Raw genomic sequence first — 15,907 nt, forward strand, 5'->3', positions numbered from 1 at the left:
GCCCTCGTAAATAGGCAGACCTTATAACGCTTGCAGGACATGGCCATCGGATAGAGTGGAGCCAGCACGTGGCCGGCCGTGCCGCCGCACGTGGACCTTTTGAATGAGGGGTGTGATGCCATGAAGCCGTCACCAGATGAACGCCGCGAAGCCCGGCGGACCCTGGCCACCAGCGCCTATTCAGCCGACATGATCCGATCCCTGGAGCAGCCGTTTTTGGATGACGGGGTGCCTCTGATGCGCATTGCCGCCGGATCCCTGGCCTCCGTGGCCGATGTCATGCTGACCCAGGCTGGACTGGAGCCGGCAGGCGCCAGGATCGTCCTGCTGGCAGGGGCCGGCAACAATGGCGGCGACGGGCTCTATGCCTCAGCTGATCTGGCCGGGCACGGGGCCGACGTGACTGTGGTGGCCACCGGACGCAGCCTGCACCAGGGTGGGCTGGATGCTCTTCTACGCGCCGGCGGAGTGGTCACGGCCCTGGATCCCCAGGCAGCCATCCCCGGCTGCGAGACCCCCTCCGGACCGGACCAAGCATCCGAGGAGATGGACCAGGCCTTGGAACTGTGCCGACAGGCGGATCTGATTATCGATGCCATGACGGGTATCGGCCTCAAGGGGGCGTTGCGCGGCATTCCCGCTGCTCTGGCCGTAGAACTGGGCATGGAGAGCGGTCTGCCCGACAGACCAGCCTGGCACGACCCCGCCGGCCAGGATAGGCCCTTGGTGCTGGCCGTGGATACCCCCTCCGGTTTGGACGTGGACGAGGGCACACTTCCCGGTGCCTACATTCCGGCAGATGTGACCGTGACCATGGGAGCCATGAAACCCTGCCTGATGCTGCCCCCGGCAGCCTATGTCTGCGGCAGAATCGTCCTGGTTGACTTCGGTTTTGACACTTCGGCCCTGGTCCCCAGCGTCTCCTGCATGAGCGCTGAGAACTGCGCCAGTCTCCTGAGAGCGCCTCGGGTAAATGACACCAAGTACAGTCGGGGCGTGGTCGGCCTGGTCACCGGATCCGCCCTCTACCATGGCGCCGGGCTGCTCTCCAGCAAGGCTGCTGCCAACGGCAACGTGGGCATGATCCGTTACTGCGGCCCCGAGCAGGTGGGCGACCTGATCCTGCAAGAGCTGCCCGAGACCGTCCTGGGCCGCGGAAGGGTTGAATCCTGGGTTCTGGGCTCTGGTGTACCCACCAGGCAAGCACAGGAGGCAGCTGGACCTCAAGGCCAGGACGATCAGCGTGATCTGATTGCCGATATACTCAGCCGTCAGGCCGCAGACCTGGACGAGGATGAAGCAGCAGCTGACCCGCCGGTAGTAGCCGATGCCGGTGCTTTGGATCTGCTGCCGGACCGGCTGGGCCCACGCACGGTGCTTACCCCACATGCTGGCGAAATGGCCGCCTTACTCAACTCGCATGGCGAGAACGTGAACGGCGACCTGGTCATGGCCGAACCCCTGCACTGGGCAATCCGAGCCTGTCAGCTGACCGGGGCCACCATTCTGCTCAAGGGGGCCATTACATTGGTCGTCGGCGAGGACGGCACCGACCGTCCCCGCGTCATGACCACAGGCTTCGGCCCAGCATGGCTGTCTACAGCCGGATCAGGAGACGTGCTTTCCGGAACCATCGGGGCCATGCTGGCACAAAATGCCGGACCAATCCAGGATGATGCCATGCTGATGGTGGATCTAACAGCTGCTGCGGCCTTCGTGCACGGGCTTGCCGGTTCTCTGGCCAGCGGAGGCAGGCAGACCGGCTGGGAGCAACCGCTGATCTTCGACCCGCGTAAGCCTCAGGATTTTGCGGATCTGGTAGCCCAGGACAGCCAGCAGGAAGGTCACGGGATAGCTTTAGGGCTTATGGGGCAGCCGATCCGTGCCGGCCAGGTGGCCGATGCTCTGCCCAGGGCTATAGGTCTGGTCATGTCAAGAGCCGCAGGGTCTGCTGATCAAATCGACCAATCCGCCCAGGAAGGCGACGATGCTTCCCTCTTCTTCGAAAACAGCTCGCTCTGGTTCTAAAAACACGTCATCAGAAAAGGAGTCGATTTGATGACCTCGCAGCTCATCGTCATGCGTCACGGAGAAAGCGTCTGGACTCAGAAGTCGGTCAACCGTTTCGCCGGTTGGGTGGACGTGCCTCTGACGGATCGCGGACTGCAACAGGCCCGCCATGCCGGACAGCTGCTCAAGGAATCAGGCCTGCTGCCCGACATGGTCTTCACCTCTCTGCTGACCCGAAGCATCGTCACTGCCAACACGGTGCTGGACCTGGTTGATCGGGCCTGGATTCCGGTAGAGCGCACCTGGCGGCTGAACGAGCGCCACTATGGCGCATTCCAGGGACAGACGCGACCGGCCATGCTGGAACGCTATGGTCAGCAGCAATTCGACATTTACCGACGTTCCTACGATGTCAGGCCGCCTGCCATCGAAACCGATTCACCATACTTTCAGGGACCGGATCCACGCTATTACCCTGCCATGGGCGACGGGCTGGACAGCCAGAATCCGGCCGAGATCCGCGCCGAGTGCCTCAAGGATCTGCTGCTCCGTCTGCATCCCTACTGGCGAAGCCGGATAGCCCCCAACCTGGCCCAAGGTCGGACTGTGCTCATCGTCACCCATGGTTCCGTGGTTCGGAGCCTGATCAAGGTCCTTGAAGACGTTGACGACAAGGACATCCGGTCCATCAACGTGCCCACGGGCGTTCCTATGGTCTACAACTTCAAGACCGATGAAGATGGCAATCTTCAAGTCATGGGTCCGGGTCACTATCTTGATCAGAAGGCTGCGAACCAGGGCATAGCTGAAACCGCGGCCTTGGGCCGATAGAGACTTGGGTATAGATTTGCTTACATGACACTGCTCCAACTGCGCTACATCGTCAAGATTGTCGAATGCGGCTCCATGAACGAGGCCTCGCACGAGCTCTACATCTCCCAGCCGGCTCTGAGCTCATCGGTCAAGGAGCTGGAAAACGAGCTGGGCATCGAAATCTTCACCCGCCACTCCCAGGGGATTGCTCTGACAGTAGACGGGGCGGAATTCCTTACCTATGCCAGGCAGATTCTGGATCAGACCGACCTGCTGGAGGCTCGCTACCGGCAGGTCAGGCCCCGCAAGCAGCTCTGCCGGGTTTCAACCCAGCACTACATGTTCGCTGTGGAAGCTTTCGTGGAGATGATCAACTCCATCGATTCGGATGAGTACGAATTCACCATACGAGAGACGCGCACCAGGGATATCATTGACCAGGTGGCCACTCTTCAGTCCGAGATAGGCATCATCTACGAGTCCGACTTCAACAAACGGGTCCTGTCCAAGATGCTTCGTGAGAAACACCTGGACTTCCATCCCCTCTTCCGTGCAGATCTGCATGTCTTTATCGCCCGGACCAACCCCTTGGCTGATCGGGCCATGGTGACCATGAAGGACTTGGAGCCCTACCCCTTCCTGCAGTATGAGCAGGGCGAGGAGGGTTCCTTCTATTTTGCAGAGGAGGCAGTCTGGCCCGACTACTCCCCCAAGCAGATCACCGTGAGCGACCGGGCCACGATGCTCAACTTCATCGTCGGGCTCAACGCCTACACGGTCTGCACTGGCATCGACAACGAGGACCTGAACAACGAGAAGATCGTCAGTGTCCCCCTGGAGTCGGATGAATCCATGCTTTTGGGCTGGATCGTCAACAGCCGGACCAAGCTGTCCCATGCCGCCGAACTCTACTTGGACAAGTTACGCCAGGTGGTGTCCAACCACGGATATTCGCTGATCGAGCAGGAGTCAAGCAAGTAATAGTCAGGCAAGCGATAGCCGAACCAACAAAGGCTTAACAGGCAAACAACCGAACTGATAACGGCAATCCTTAATTTTTGCCACAGATCATAGCCCTTAGCAGTTGCCGCTTATTCTGCTTTCAGCGCTGTTCCTCGGGCTCCGATGGATGGCATCTTCCCTTGGTGACCCACATCCTGCGAATTCAGTCCCAGGGCCTTGAGCAGGGCCCGGTCCAGATGTTCCAGGCCTCCCTGGCTCTTTGCAGCTGCGGTCAAATCCCAGACTTTGCCGTTGATCATGATGGTGGGGGTCGAGAACTCTCCTTTGGCATCCTTGGCGTCCTTGCGGGTGATGGCATAGGCGTTGACCTTGTCCACCCATGGTCTGTAGGTGCCCTGGGCAAAACGGTCTGCCAGGGACCTGGGCACGCCCACCCCAACGGCCTGGTCGGCCAGGCGCGCGTCGGAGACGGCCTGATAGGAGCTTTCATTGGGCTGGAAGTCGGTAGCAAAGACGGCGGCGGCGAAGGCCGGCAGATGATCCGGATCCTCCTGGGCCACCATGGCCAGGGCGTTGTCGACGCGGCTGGAGTACTGGTCACTGGAGGCCGAATCAAGGAAGTTCAAAAAGTTGTAGGTGACGTTGATCTGGCCTGCGCTAATCATGCGCTGCAGCTGGGGATCAATGACCCGGCCCACCTTGCCACACCATGGGCACATAGGATCCATGAAGATTTCAAGGGTAGGCACACCAGCAACCTTCTTCTTGCTGCCGACTCCCTTAGCTGAGACGGTCAGCCCTCCCTGGTCGTCGGCAACTGACGGCTTGACGGTGACCGCTTGCAGTGCCTTGTAGGCCTTGGCATCCCCAGTGGGGCCCTTGCTGACTTGGGCGGTCGATACTTCCGACGAAGGCTTTTGGGCTGACTGGTCGTCTCCTGAACGGCTAGTCCACAGCATGTAGAAGCCGGCTACAAGCACCAGCACAAGAGCGATCGCAACCAGTATTAGCGGTAGCCTCCGAGACCGCTGAGCAGGCCGGCCTGGCTCTTCCGGTTCCTCAACAGTCGAAGGACGCTCATCAGCAGGTTCTGCCTCATCCGAAGATTTCTCTGCACTAGTTGCTGTGTCAGAAACGGCAGGCTTGGCCGTCTCCTCTGAATTCGTCTGAGGAGCGGCATTCACTTCGTCGACCTCAGTCTGGTCCGGTTCCTCATGACCATTCTGCTCCAGCGGTTTCGTCATGATCCATGGCCTTCCTTGCGATGATGATCCGTCGGCGTGCCCGTCGGACCTTTACCAATCTACACGAGGGTCATCCGACAGAATGACCATTCGAAGAATGTGCGTCAATGCGGCCCTGCACGCACAATCAACATATCGATATGAGCCAGGCATTTGCTCAGGCACCGTAGCGCGCCAGATAGTTCCTGGCGGCATCGGCCGTGCGCTGGTCCAGAATGGGCGACCCGTCCGGACCCTTCATAGAGGCGGCCGCGCCAAAGATCTGGCGGACGTTGACGATGCTGATAACCGGGAAGTGGAACTCGTCCATGATGGACTCCACGGCCGAGCCTTGCCCCTGTCCGGTGCGCTCCATTCGGTCCACGGAGAGCACTAGGCCGACGATGGTCACCTTGGCCTGGGACATGATCTTGGGCATCACCTGTCGGACCGCAGTCCCGGCGGTCATGACATCATCCACCAGCAGCACCCTCATGCCATCCCTGAGCTGGGTGCCGACCATGAGGCCTCCATCGCCATGGTCCTTGACCTCCTTGCGGTCAAAGGTGTAGCCGACCGGCATGCCGTGCGCCCCGCTCAGCGCTATGGCGGTGGAGACGGCCAGGGGAATTCCCTTGTAGGCCGGGCCGAATACCGTGTCGATGTCGGCGGGCAGGGTCCCCTGCTTCACAGCCTGTACAATGGTCCGGGCGTAAAACTCCCCCAGCAGGGCAATTAGCCGTCCGTCATTGAAGGCCCCGGCGTTGATGAAGTAGGGAGAGCGTCGCCCTGACTTCAGGGTGAAGTCACCGAACTTGAGCGCTCCGCTCTGCAGCAGGAAGCTGGTGAAGCCCTCCTGGATGCGGCGGGTCTGCTCTTGGGCATCCCCGTCATGGTCGGTCTTGTTTTCTGTTGCGGATGCGCTCATCGCCAGCACTCACCTTTCTTGAGCAAATCGGCCAAATCGGGCCGCTTGTCCAACAAATCATCCAGTTCGCGGGCCACCCTCATGGGCGCCACAGGGTCCACCAGGGCCGCAGCCCCCACCTCCACGGCGTTGGCCCCCGCATAGAGGAATTCCAAGGCCGTGCGTCCCGAGTCGATTCCTCCGATGCCGATGATGGGAATGTCGGGCAATGCCTGGCGCACCCGCCAGACAAAAGACAAAGCGATGGGCAGAATGCAGGGGCCTGAGACACCACCGGTGCCTTGGGCCAGGATAGGCTTGCCTGTATTGATGTCGATGCGCATGCCCACCAGGGTGTTGATCAGGCTGAGGGCATCTGCTCCCCCATCAACGGCCGCTCGGGCCACCTCCACAATGTCCGTGACGTTGGGGGTCAGCTTGACCACCATGGGCTTGTCGGTCAGGCCCCGCAGCCGGGTGATCAACCGATTCAGAGCCTTGGCATCAGTGCCTACGGACATCCCTCCATGTGAGACGTTGGGGCAGGAGACGTTGATCTCCAACATATCAGCCGGGGAGTCTGCCAGCCGTTCCACAACGATGGCGTAGTCCTCGTCGCTGTGGCCGGCCACGTTGGTGACCACGGTGGCTCCCAGGGCTTTGAGTCTGGGCAGTTCGTCCACCAGATAATGGTCCACGCCCGGGTTCTGTAGGCCAACAGAGTTGACCATGCCGGCTGGGCTCTCGGCGGTCCTTGGCGTTGGATTGCCTTCCCAGGGAACCGGCGAAACCCCCTTGGTGGAAATGGCGCCCATCTGGGAGACGTCGTAATAACCCCCGCAGGCATCCAGGTTGAATGTGCCCGAGGCGGTACCCACCGGGTTCTTCCAAGGCGTGCCGGCCACAACAGTGCCATGCCGCCAGACGTGCGGCTCCAGAGGATCCATGGCTATGGCCGTCTGCATCTCTGCGATTGTCCGCTGGCTCATCGCGGCATCTCCTTGCTTCCTTCTGCATCCCAGATAAGACGATCGGCAGCGAAGACCGGGCCGTCCTTGCAGACCTTGAGCCTGCCGTCAACGGTATCGACCACGCAGGCGACGCAGGTACCATAGCCGCAACCCATCCGGGACTCCATGCAGCACTGGGCAGGCAGGCCGGTCTTGCGGGCCCAGGCGGCCACGGCCCGCATCATGGGCAAGGGTCCGCAGGTCAGGATGATGGTCCGTTCGGTATCGATGTCGCCGCTAACCCGATCCAAGAGGGTTATGACATCCCCGGAGGCATTGTCGATGGACTCCAGCCGATCGGTCAGCGAGCCCATGATGGCATCGGCGAACCGATGGTCCCGGTAGCCCAGCAGGGCGGTGGTGCTTACACCGGACCGGCCTTGGAGGCATTGGGCTGCGCGAATCAGCGGAGGAACACCCAAGCCGCCGCCTACCAGCAGATAGTCTGCGGGCTTCTCCAGGTCGAAGCCATGGCCCAGGGGCCCAAGCAGGTCCACAGCCATGCCCGGTTGTAGGAGGGAGAATTCATTGGTCCCTTGGCCAACTACGGCGAAGATAATCTCGATCTGCTCGCCCGCCAGAACCCGGCTGATACCGAAAGGTCTGGGCATCATGGTCATGCGATCTGCAGAGTAAAGGTTGATGAAGGCTCCTGCAGGGGCGTGGGCGGCCAGGTAAGGGTCGCGGATGGTCATTCGCCAGACCTGCCGGTCCAGGGGCTCCATGCCGGTGACCTGGGCAGTACGCCGTCCAGGCAGCCGACCTGCCCGTTCGGCCTGTTCTTCCACCCGACTGGTGGATATAAAGAGGTTGGTTTTCATCGGGCCTCCTTGATCGCCTGATTGAGATCGTCCTTCATAGCCTGCGCAGCTTGGCGGGCATCGCGGGTGACCATGCCCAGGGCCGCCTGAACGCTGAGCCGCGGGCTGTAGTCCGGATCCTTCCGCCAGGCTGCGATGATTCCCCGAGAGGAGTTGACCACAGCGCCGCCGCCGGACTGGTCGAACATGGGCACCACGTCGGCCGCTGAACCGCCCTGCGCTCCGTAACCGGGGACCAGGAAAAAGGTGTGGGGCATGGCCTGCCGCAGAAGGGCGCCATCCTCAGGATGGGTGGCGCCGACCACAGCACCAAGCCTGGAGTAACCCGATTCCCCGATGGAGGATTGTCCCCAGGATTCCACCAGATCTCCCAGGCGCTGATAAATGGTTCCCCCGCCTGAGGCCGTGTCCAGGCCCAGTTCCTGTATTTGGCTGCCCGAGGGATTGGATGTGCGCACTAGGGCGAACAAGTCGCCCTGGATGTGCTCGGCAGCCTGCAGGAAGGGTTCCACCCCGTCGGAGCCCAGGTAGACATTGATGGTCAGGGCATCCTCGTACCAGGGGAATCTCCCGCCACTGTGAGCCGGCCCGTCGATCGTCTGCCCAGGAGTGAAGGGTAGAGGGAGCCCGTCCAGGTGGGCGGCGTAGGCCTCAGCCGTGGAGCCGATGTCACCGCGCTTGACATCCCCGATGATATAGAGGCCACGGTCGGCTGCGGCTCGGCAGGTGCCGGTGTAGGCCCTGATGCCCCAAGGTCCCAGTGCCTCGTACATGGCAATCTGAGGCTTGACTGCAGGCACCAGGTCGGCCACGCCTTCCAGGATGGCCAGGTTAAAGCGCAGATAAGCCCTGGCCAGGTGGTCCGCCCAGACAGCCTGAGCCTGTTCGCCCTGGGTCTGCTGCAGGTCCTTGGGGTCCAGGCCCATCTGAGCCATGCTCCGGGCTGCGCGCTGTCTGGCCTGTTCGATCAGCTGGCTGGGCAGCAGTTCCGGTCGCGGATCCAGACCGACCACGGTCGGATTGTTCTTGTCCTGGACGAGCGCAGTCAGTCGGTCCATGCTCGGATCCTTTCCCTGGTGATGACGCGGCTTGCGGGCAGGCGGGAGAATACCAGACGCCCATCCTTTATGGTGGCCATGACCCGTCCGGCCAGCCCTGCTCCGGCGAAAGGGGTGTTCCGTGACTTGGAATGGAAGCGGCTGGGATCTACCTCCCACTTGGCCTCGGGGTCCAAGATGACTAGGTCAACAGGTGGCAGATTGGCATCGCTGTGACGGTCGGCCTCCAGCTGCAGGTGACCGGCTTTATTGACCTTGTTCGCCGTATGCGAGGGCAGGTCTTCGGGCAGGAGCCGACGCATGCCCATGAGCTCGGCTGGAGCCAGAGACATGAGTTCGATCAGGCGGTCATGGCTGACGAGCCCGCTCTCGACCAGGACCTGGTTGCAGACTGCATAGGCAGTTTCCAGACCGATGATGCCGTTGGGGGCATCCTTGAGCCCCAGTGCCTTCTCAGCGCTGGTGTGGGGGGCATGGTCGGTGGCAATCATGTCCACGGTGCCGTCGGCTACGGCCTCAAGTGCAGCCTGCTGGTCAGCGCGGGAACGCAGTGGAGGGTTCATCTTAGCCATGCTGCCGCAACGCAGCAGGTCCTCGTCGCAGAGGGCCAGATAGTGGGGTGCGGTCTCGCAGGTGACCGGCAACCCACGGGTCTTGGCCCGGCGAACAGCCTCGAATCCCCCGGCAGTACTGACATGCTGCAGATGCACCCGGGTGCCGGTACGTTCTGCCAGTTCGATGTCCCGATTGATAATGGCGGTCTCGGTGGAGGCGGGAATCCCTTCCAGCCCCATCCTGCGGCTGACGGCCCCCAGGTTGACCTGACCATGCTCGTGGTGTTCACAGTGATCCAGGATGGGCAGGTCGAATTCTCGGGCATTGGCAGCAACGGCCTCCAGGGTCTGATCGGTTACTGCCGATCCGTCATCGCTGATGGCCACTACAGGATGGTCGTATCCGCGGCCAGGCAGGTGACTCGACCAGTCGTCTGGGTTTGAGGCCTGCCTGCCGGCCCGGTCCAGAGTGGCCGCCACGCAGAGGTCGTAGTCCACCGGCAGGCTCAGCCCATGGTCCTGCTCGTAGGATTCCAGGTAGTCGATGATCGTACGCCCATCGGCCATCCTCGCACGGCCGTCCATGGCTGGCTGGGTATTGGGCATGAGCAGTATCAGCCCGTAGCCTCCGGCAGCTGCGGCAGCTGTGCCGGTGACCATGTCTTCTTTGTCAGTTTGGCCAGGGTCGCGCAGGTGGACGTGCGGGTCTACCAGGGCCGGAGCCAGTACCAGCCCCGAGGCGTCTATCTGATCCACCTCTGCCGACATGGCGCCGGTCTCGTCAATCAGCGTGCTGTCAACCGTCTGGGGAAGCACCAGATCGACCGCCCTGCCGGTGCGCCAATCAGTCAACCCCAGCAGCCGCATGTCAGTCTTCTGCCTTCTCGTCGCAGTAGTCACAGCGATAGACACCGGCAGCGTCCAGGTGGAAGCGCTGGTCCACACCAGTCTCCACCGTGGTGACGCAACGAGGGTTGACGCAGGTGATGACGTTGACCAGATGGTTTGGCCGGTCAGGCTGATGCTTGCTGACGATCCGGCCCTGCCTGACTACATCGACGGTGGCCTCGGGGGCGATGAACCCAAGGGCGGTCAGGTCCAGATCACCGGTCTGCTCGATCTTGATGATGTCCTTGGAACCGTACTTGCGGCTGTCCGTATTCATGATCAGGGCCAGCCGGGTCTTCGCCGGGTCCACGCGCAGGTAGTGCAAGACCTTCAAAGCTGTGCCCGCACGAACGTGGTCGATGATGATGCCGTCAACAATGCTGGTGACCTTCATGCCGCCACCTCCTTCTGCTTGCGGTAACCGGGCAGCTCGTCGCCCAGCAAGGCGCTCTCCAGGGCCATTCTGACCAGCATGCCGTTGCGAACCTGCTGGAAGTAGGCCGCACGCGGATCATCGTCCACCTCCACGGCAATTTCGTTGACCCTGGGCAACGGATGGAGGATGGCCATGTCGGGGCGCGCAGCCCGAAGCTTGTCGGCATCCAGAATGTAGGTGTCACGCAGACGCAGGTAGTCGTCCTCGTTGAAGAATCGCTCCTGCTGGACGCGGGTCATATAGAGCACGTCCAAATCGCCGATGACACCGTTCAGATCCCCGGTCTCACGGTAGGTGCAATCGGCCGAAGAGCGGATCCGTTCCAGAACGTATTCGGGAGTGCGCAGCTCGTCGGGGCTGATCAGGACGAAGTCCACGTGGCCCAGTCGGCAGAGGGTGGTGATCAGGGAGTGGACGGTACGACCGAAGGTCAGGTCCCCGCACAGACCGATGGTCAGATGGTTCAGCCGACCCTTGCGGGCACGGATGGTGGCCAGGTCGGTCAGGGTTTGGGTCGGGTGCATGTGCCCACCGTCACCGGCGTTGATGACTGGGACCGTAGCCGCCTGGGAGGCCACCAAGGCAGCACCCTCCTTAGGGTGGCGGATGGCCACGATGTCAGCGTAGTTGGAGACCGTCTTCAGAGTGTCGCTGATGGACTCCCCCTTGGAAACGCTGGCCAGCTGGGCGCCGGCGAATCCTATGACCTGACCTCCCAGACGGAGCATGGCCGTCTCGAAGCTGAGCCGTGTGCGGGTGCTGGGTTCATAGAAGAGCGTGGCCAGGACCCGGCCGTCGCAGGTGTGGGCCACCTGACGGCGATGGGTGTCTATGTAGGCCGCACGATCCAGCAGGTCCAGGATCTGGGTCATGGGAATGTCGTCGAGGGTAACCACACTTCGCCCACGAAGCGGAACGACGGCGGAAGAGGTGTTGGATGCGTGATCAACTTGTTGGGACAACGGCTCACCTTCCTCAAGGTGGCCACCTTATGTGACCTGAACAAGCATACGACCCCGGATGGACCCAGAGTCAGCGGCCGTAAAAGAGTCGTTCCATGACCTGCCTACAGCGGCGCATGGCCGCTAGCAGCTCGTTGACGAAGTGCTGGCCCCGGTGGGCCGGGTAGCCCAGGCAGACCGCGATGCCCCCCAGAACCTGCCCGTCGTCGGGCAGGATGTCCGCCTGGGAGACACGACCGGACCAGAGGAAGTTGGCGTTCCGGGCTGCGGTGCAGAGCACCCAGCTGCGGCGCAGGGCCTTGGCATCCTTGGCCTCTATGAGTCCCGCAGACTCCAAGGCATCCAAGGCGGTCAGCGTCCCGGTGACCTGTAGCTCAGGCAGATCGTGGGCGTGACGCAGCTGGAGGAGCTGAACCGTCCATTCCACGTCAGACAGCCCTCCCCGACCCAGCTTCAGATGCCGATCCCGACGCACGCCGCGCGGAAGTCGCTCCGCCTCCATTCGGGCCTTGAGGCGGCGGATCTGCCCTAGCTCCTCCTCATTGGGCGGCTGCTCGGGGTAGCGAAGCGGATTGGCTATACCCTCCAGAAAATCCTTGGCCAGAACAGCATTCCCAGCTGCGAATCTGGCACGGATCAGGGCCTGATGTTCCCAGGTTTCTGACCAGTCGCGGTAGTAGCGCTGGTAGGAGTCCAGGGAACGCACCAGAGGCCCCTGACGTCCTTCGGGACGCAGGTCGAAGTCCAGGTCGATGCCGGGCTCCAGGCTGGCCGGTCCAGCCAGGACGGCCCGCAGATCGGCAGTCACGCCACGTGCGAATTCAGCCGTCTGGTCCTGGTCGGCGCCTGATGCGGGACGGTATACCAGCATGATGTCGGCGTCCGAGTTGAAGTTGACCTCCCTGCCCCCGTAACGGCCCATGGCAATCAGGGCCATTTCTGCCGGCGCTTGACGCGGTTCTTCATCACTCGAACCTGTCTGACCCAGACGGTGGTCCACGGCCCAGTCCAGGGCGGCATCGATAGCTGCATCGTAAACATCGGACATGCCCGCTAAGCAGGCCTGCTGATCGTCCACACCGCTCATCCAGCCCAACCCGATCCGCTCGATTTCCTGGCGGCGCATGGCCCGCACTGCAGTGGCGAAATCCTCCAGCGAGTCCGCATGCCGGGTTCGGTAAGCTGCAGCGCGCTTGTCCAAGGTGGCTCGATCACGGGGGATCATATCCTGATCGTGACCCAGCCAGGTCACCGACTGGACGGATCGAGCCAGGGCGCCGGACAGGTAACGCGAGTTGGACAGGATATGGCAGAGGCGGCGGGCTGCGGAGGTGGAGTCCCGTAGAAAGCCCAGGTAGGTGCTCTTGCCGCCGAAGTGCTCCTCCAGGGTTCGCCAGCCCAGGAGTCCCATGTCAGGGTCTTGCCCCTCCCCCAGCCACTGAAGGACGGCGGGCATGAGAATCCGGTTGATACGTGCCGATCGAGTGACCCCTGTGGTCAGGGCCGTGACATGGCGAATGGCTGCATCAGGGTCCGCGAAGCCAATAGATGCGAATCGGGCACGTGCCGCCTGGGGGCGCAGGCTGACCTCATCCTCGTCCACCTGGGCGTTGATGGGCAGCATGGGACGGAAATAGATGGCCTGGTGAAGGTTGCGGACCTCGATCCTGGTGGCTTGGTATTGGGCCAGCATCTGGTCGGCATGCAGTCCGAAGGCCCGGGCCAGTCGCCGAAGATCACGGTTATTCTCCAGCTCTTCCAGGCTGGGTGGCCGATGGCCGGGGGCGCCTGAACGGTTGATTTTTGGAAAGAGGTGGGTGCGACGCAGCTGCCACATCTGCAGACGATGCTCCATGACCCGCTCAAACCGGTAGTCATGGTCCAGCTGGTCGCCGTGCTTGCGTGAAATGTAGCCGCCGCGCGACAGGGCCTGCAGGGCATCCAGGGTGGCAGGACAATGCAGATCCTCGTCGCTGGAGCCATGAACCAGCTGGAGCATTTGGACGGTGAATTCCACGTCCCGCAGTCCGCCCTGGCCCAACTTAATCTCGCGCTCCTTGCGGTCCTCTGGTATCAGCCGCTCCACACGCTGGCGCATCCGCTGGCAATCGTAGACGAAGTTGGGTCGCTGACATGCTCCCCAGACCAGGGGCTCGACCATGGCCGAATAGTCCTCGCCCAGGTCCTTGTCGCCCGCAACCGGACGGGCCTTGAGCAGAGCCTGGAACTCCCAATTCTCAGCCCATTGGGCATAGTAGTCAGCGTAGGAGGCCAGACGGCGCACCAGAGGGCCGTCACGTCCCTCGGGCCTCAGGGTAGTATCGACCTTCCAGAGCGGCGGCTCCGTCGAACCGGGGATGACCGACTGGCAGACCCGCTGCAGGAGGACGGCCATGGCAGTACCCACGGCGATGGGATCTGTCTCGCTTGTGTCCGCCCCCGAAGCCGGCTCCACCAAGTACATGAGATCCACATCGGACACGTAGTTGAGTTCCTGGGCACCCAGCTTGCCCATGCCAATGACCGTCAGACGGCATGAATCCGCATTGGGAACCTGACGACTGGCGATGCTCAGAGCCCCTTGTATTGCAGCGTCGGCCATGTCCGACAAAGCGCGGCTGATTTCCGGCTCCAGCTCTAGAGGATCCTCTGCTGCCAGATCCCGGGCCATGACGGCAGCCAGCTGCAGCCGGTATTCGAACCGCAGCGCATCGGCGTAGGTCGCCAGCGAGGGCACGGAGTCCGAATTTGCCTCCGCCTTATCCAAGGCGTCAAGAACCCGCTTCTGTCTGGTTTCCGCCGTGCAGTCAGCCAGGTGGTCAGGGTCGAAGGTGGCCGCCTCTACCAACTCCGGCCGCGAGCGCATCAGTCGGCCCATGGCCTCCGAGGCCCCCAACACCCTGATCAGCGACTGGGCGGCCTCTTTGTTTTCCATTGGGGATCCGGCAAGAAAGTCCGGCCGGGCTCCCTGTGGATACTGCTCCAGAATTCGTATCAGCCCAGCAAGGGCTTCGTCCGGATCACAGGCCTGGTCGAGGCTCTGGACCAGGGTTTGCTCCAGCTCCTGATCGTCCACCATGCGGGCAAGCCGATCCAGCCTAACCCGGGCCTTGTCCAGGTCGTGCAGCCCAAGGTGTATTAGGGTCGAAGTGGACGGTCGCGCCGGATCTGCCATGACTTATCCCCTGCCTTTCCTCAGGCTCCGCAACGCCTCTGATATCTGCAGAACCGGTACAGGCATTATAGGGGTGACGGGTCGTCAGCCCTTGCGGCCATCCCGAAATGCGCAGTATATGTAGTGAAAATCAGGATGGGCCTAGTAAACAGGCTGCCGTTCTACGCTGCCTCAACCAGAGAAAGGATACAACAGCCAATGTCGGCGGATCATAGGTGACACCGTTATCCGCATCGACAATGCGACGAATCCCGAGGTAGTGGTCCTGGGAGGCATTCTGAGCACAACCTGAGACCTGTTTCAAATCCCCTCGGGGAGACCCTTCAACGTACGCTTTCCCTGACACCATGGTTTCTATAGAGGTGCTTACTATCCGCCACCCATTATCGATTTCGCTCTGTGGCGGCTAGGATGGCTGTCGATAGCGCCCACAAACACATTGATGTGTCAACAAAGTCCGCAGGTCGATCATCGTAGAGGAAGTGACCTGGAATGCATGAAACGGCTATCCTGATGCAGATGGACGAGCCGACGGCCTCCTTGTCTGTCATGCAGTCCGTTGAGTTGCTCAACTACATTAAGAGGATGCGTTCCGAGGGCCGCAGCATTCTCCATCTGTCGCGATTTGCTGGACGTTTGCGCTGTTTTCGAACGCATAGCGGTCATGTGTGGCGCCAGAAAAGCCTTACCCGAACAATCATGAACGAAGGAATCCTAGAATGCAACTGACCGATATCCTCCTGACCGTCGTCTGTGCCCTGATAGGACTGGCATGGGGACTGATTTGCGGACTTCTGCCGAAGAAAAACGACCGACTTACCGATTCGCAACAACGCTGGACACCGGTCTTACCTCTGGTCGGGGTCGGTTTGGTGGTGATTCTCATTCTGTTGGGACGTGATCTGGCCTCCTGGATAACCATCGGAGCGATGGTTCTTGGGCTGTTGATTGGCATAATACCGCCGCTGAACAGAGTTGCGCTCAAAGCCTGCCCATGGCTGAGGCCCCGCACCGATGATCAAGGCCGAAAACGTCGCTGAAAGCCGGAAATCACGCTTTTACGGTCATCGGTGCGGGGCCTAAACTG

Annotated in this window: 13 protein-coding genes; 4 read left to right on the top strand and 9 right to left on the bottom strand. The window is 61.6% G+C overall.

Annotated elements, in window-relative coordinates:
- Positions 1-120 precede the first annotated feature (120 nt).
- The 3 genes from H3V09_RS02425 to H3V09_RS02435 are packed head-to-tail and all read left to right on the top strand — an operon-like array spanning position 121 to position 3,804.
- Positions 121-2,028: a bifunctional ADP-dependent NAD(P)H-hydrate dehydratase/NAD(P)H-hydrate epimerase gene (locus H3V09_RS02425; protein ID WP_198190828.1), complete on the top strand. Its 1,908-nt coding sequence runs from the start codon at positions 121-123 to the stop codon at positions 2,026-2,028.
- A 30-nt stretch (positions 2,029-2,058) separates the two neighbouring features.
- Positions 2,059-2,841, top strand: coding sequence for a 2,3-bisphosphoglycerate-dependent phosphoglycerate mutase (locus tag H3V09_RS02430; RefSeq protein ID WP_046322934.1), 783 nt, complete (start codon positions 2,059-2,061; stop codon positions 2,839-2,841).
- Positions 2,842-2,865: 24 nt separating this feature from the next.
- A complete protein-coding gene (locus H3V09_RS02435; RefSeq protein WP_046322935.1) occupies positions 2,866-3,804 on the top strand; it encodes a LysR family transcriptional regulator in 939 nt (312 codons plus the stop codon).
- 110 nt (positions 3,805-3,914) lie between these two features.
- Here H3V09_RS02435 and H3V09_RS02440 read toward each other — a convergent pair whose 3' ends face one another.
- The 9 genes from H3V09_RS02440 to H3V09_RS02480 form a co-directional block, all read right to left on the bottom strand.
- Positions 3,915-5,030, bottom strand: coding sequence for a DsbA family protein (locus tag H3V09_RS02440; protein ID WP_198190829.1), 1,116 nt, complete (start codon positions 5,028-5,030; stop codon positions 3,915-3,917).
- A 157-nt stretch (positions 5,031-5,187) separates the two neighbouring features.
- A complete protein-coding gene (pyrE, locus tag H3V09_RS02445; RefSeq protein ID WP_232339337.1) occupies positions 5,188-5,937 on the bottom strand; it encodes an orotate phosphoribosyltransferase in 750 nt (249 codons plus the stop codon).
- Positions 5,934-6,905 carry a dihydroorotate dehydrogenase gene (locus tag H3V09_RS02450; protein WP_198190830.1) on the bottom strand — a complete coding sequence of 324 codons (972 nt, stop codon included), beginning with the start codon at positions 6,903-6,905 and terminating at the stop codon, positions 5,934-5,936. Before H3V09_RS02450 ends, pyrE begins: the two co-directional genes overlap by 4 nt.
- Entirely contained in the window at positions 6,902-7,747 is an 846-nt protein-coding gene (locus H3V09_RS02455) for an iron-sulfur cluster-binding protein (protein ID WP_110425264.1), read from the bottom strand. Before H3V09_RS02455 ends, H3V09_RS02450 begins: the two co-directional genes overlap by 4 nt.
- The gene (gene pyrF / locus H3V09_RS02460; RefSeq protein WP_198190831.1) at positions 7,744-8,805 is read right to left on the bottom strand and encodes an orotidine-5'-phosphate decarboxylase; all 1,062 of its coding nucleotides are present in this window, start codon (positions 8,803-8,805) and stop codon (positions 7,744-7,746) included. Before pyrF ends, H3V09_RS02455 begins: the two co-directional genes overlap by 4 nt.
- Positions 8,793-10,226 (bottom strand): dihydroorotase, encoded by a 1,434-nt coding sequence (locus H3V09_RS02465; RefSeq protein WP_198191118.1) that lies wholly within the window; start codon positions 10,224-10,226, stop codon positions 8,793-8,795. The genes pyrF and H3V09_RS02465 overlap by 13 nt, the downstream gene beginning before the upstream one ends.
- Before the next feature lies 1 nt (position 10,227).
- The gene (locus tag H3V09_RS02470) at positions 10,228-10,641 is read right to left on the bottom strand and encodes an aspartate carbamoyltransferase regulatory subunit (protein ID WP_015021856.1); all 414 of its coding nucleotides are present in this window, start codon (positions 10,639-10,641) and stop codon (positions 10,228-10,230) included.
- Complete coding sequence (gene pyrB, locus H3V09_RS02475; RefSeq protein WP_046322941.1) at positions 10,638-11,645, bottom strand: aspartate carbamoyltransferase; 1,008 nt, start codon at positions 11,643-11,645, stop codon at positions 10,638-10,640. The genes H3V09_RS02470 and pyrB overlap by 4 nt, the downstream gene beginning before the upstream one ends.
- Positions 11,646-11,715: 70 nt before the next feature.
- On the bottom strand, positions 11,716-14,820 hold the full coding sequence (locus H3V09_RS02480) for a bifunctional [glutamine synthetase] adenylyltransferase/[glutamine synthetase]-adenylyl-L-tyrosine phosphorylase (RefSeq protein WP_198190832.1): 3,105 nt from the start codon (positions 14,818-14,820) through the stop codon (positions 11,716-11,718).
- 719 nt (positions 14,821-15,539) lie between these two features.
- Between H3V09_RS02480 and H3V09_RS02485 the strand changes: the two genes are divergently transcribed.
- A complete protein-coding gene (locus tag H3V09_RS02485) occupies positions 15,540-15,860 on the top strand; it encodes a hypothetical protein (protein ID WP_046322944.1) in 321 nt (106 codons plus the stop codon).
- Positions 15,861-15,907 lie beyond the last annotated feature (47 nt).

The sequence above is a fragment of the Bifidobacterium sp. M0399 genome (assembly GCF_016100595.1).
In the GTDB taxonomy this organism is placed as follows: domain Bacteria; phylum Actinomycetota; class Actinomycetes; order Actinomycetales; family Bifidobacteriaceae; genus Bombiscardovia; species Bombiscardovia polysaccharolytica.

What these genes read in the sequence shown, in the direction of transcription:
- H3V09_RS02435 (WP_046322935.1), top strand. Translation starts at nt 2,866, where the DNA reads ATGACACTGCTCCAACTGCGCTACATCGTCAAGATTGTCGAATGCGGC.
- H3V09_RS02465 (WP_198191118.1), bottom strand. Translation starts at nt 10,226, where the DNA reads ATGCGGCTGCTGGGGTTGACTGATTGGCGCACCGGCAGGGCGGTCGAT.
- H3V09_RS02430 (WP_046322934.1), top strand. Translation starts at nt 2,059, where the DNA reads ATGACCTCGCAGCTCATCGTCATGCGTCACGGAGAAAGCGTCTGGACT.
- H3V09_RS02425 (WP_198190828.1), top strand. Translation starts at nt 121, where the DNA reads ATGAAGCCGTCACCAGATGAACGCCGCGAAGCCCGGCGGACCCTGGCC.
- pyrF (WP_198190831.1), bottom strand. Translation starts at nt 8,805, where the DNA reads ATGGACCGACTGACTGCGCTCGTCCAGGACAAGAACAATCCGACCGTG.
- pyrE (WP_232339337.1), bottom strand. Translation starts at nt 5,937, where the DNA reads ATGAGCGCATCCGCAACAGAAAACAAGACCGACCATGACGGGGATGCC.
- H3V09_RS02480 (WP_198190832.1), bottom strand. Translation starts at nt 14,820, where the DNA reads ATGGCAGATCCGGCGCGACCGTCCACTTCGACCCTAATACACCTTGGG.
- H3V09_RS02455 (WP_110425264.1), bottom strand. Translation starts at nt 7,747, where the DNA reads ATGAAAACCAACCTCTTTATATCCACCAGTCGGGTGGAAGAACAGGCC.
- H3V09_RS02440 (WP_198190829.1), bottom strand. Translation starts at nt 5,030, where the DNA reads ATGACGAAACCGCTGGAGCAGAATGGTCATGAGGAACCGGACCAGACT.
- H3V09_RS02485 (WP_046322944.1), top strand. Translation starts at nt 15,540, where the DNA reads ATGCAACTGACCGATATCCTCCTGACCGTCGTCTGTGCCCTGATAGGA.
- H3V09_RS02470 (WP_015021856.1), bottom strand. Translation starts at nt 10,641, where the DNA reads ATGAAGGTCACCAGCATTGTTGACGGCATCATCATCGACCACGTTCGT.
- H3V09_RS02450 (WP_198190830.1), bottom strand. Translation starts at nt 6,905, where the DNA reads ATGAGCCAGCGGACAATCGCAGAGATGCAGACGGCCATAGCCATGGAT.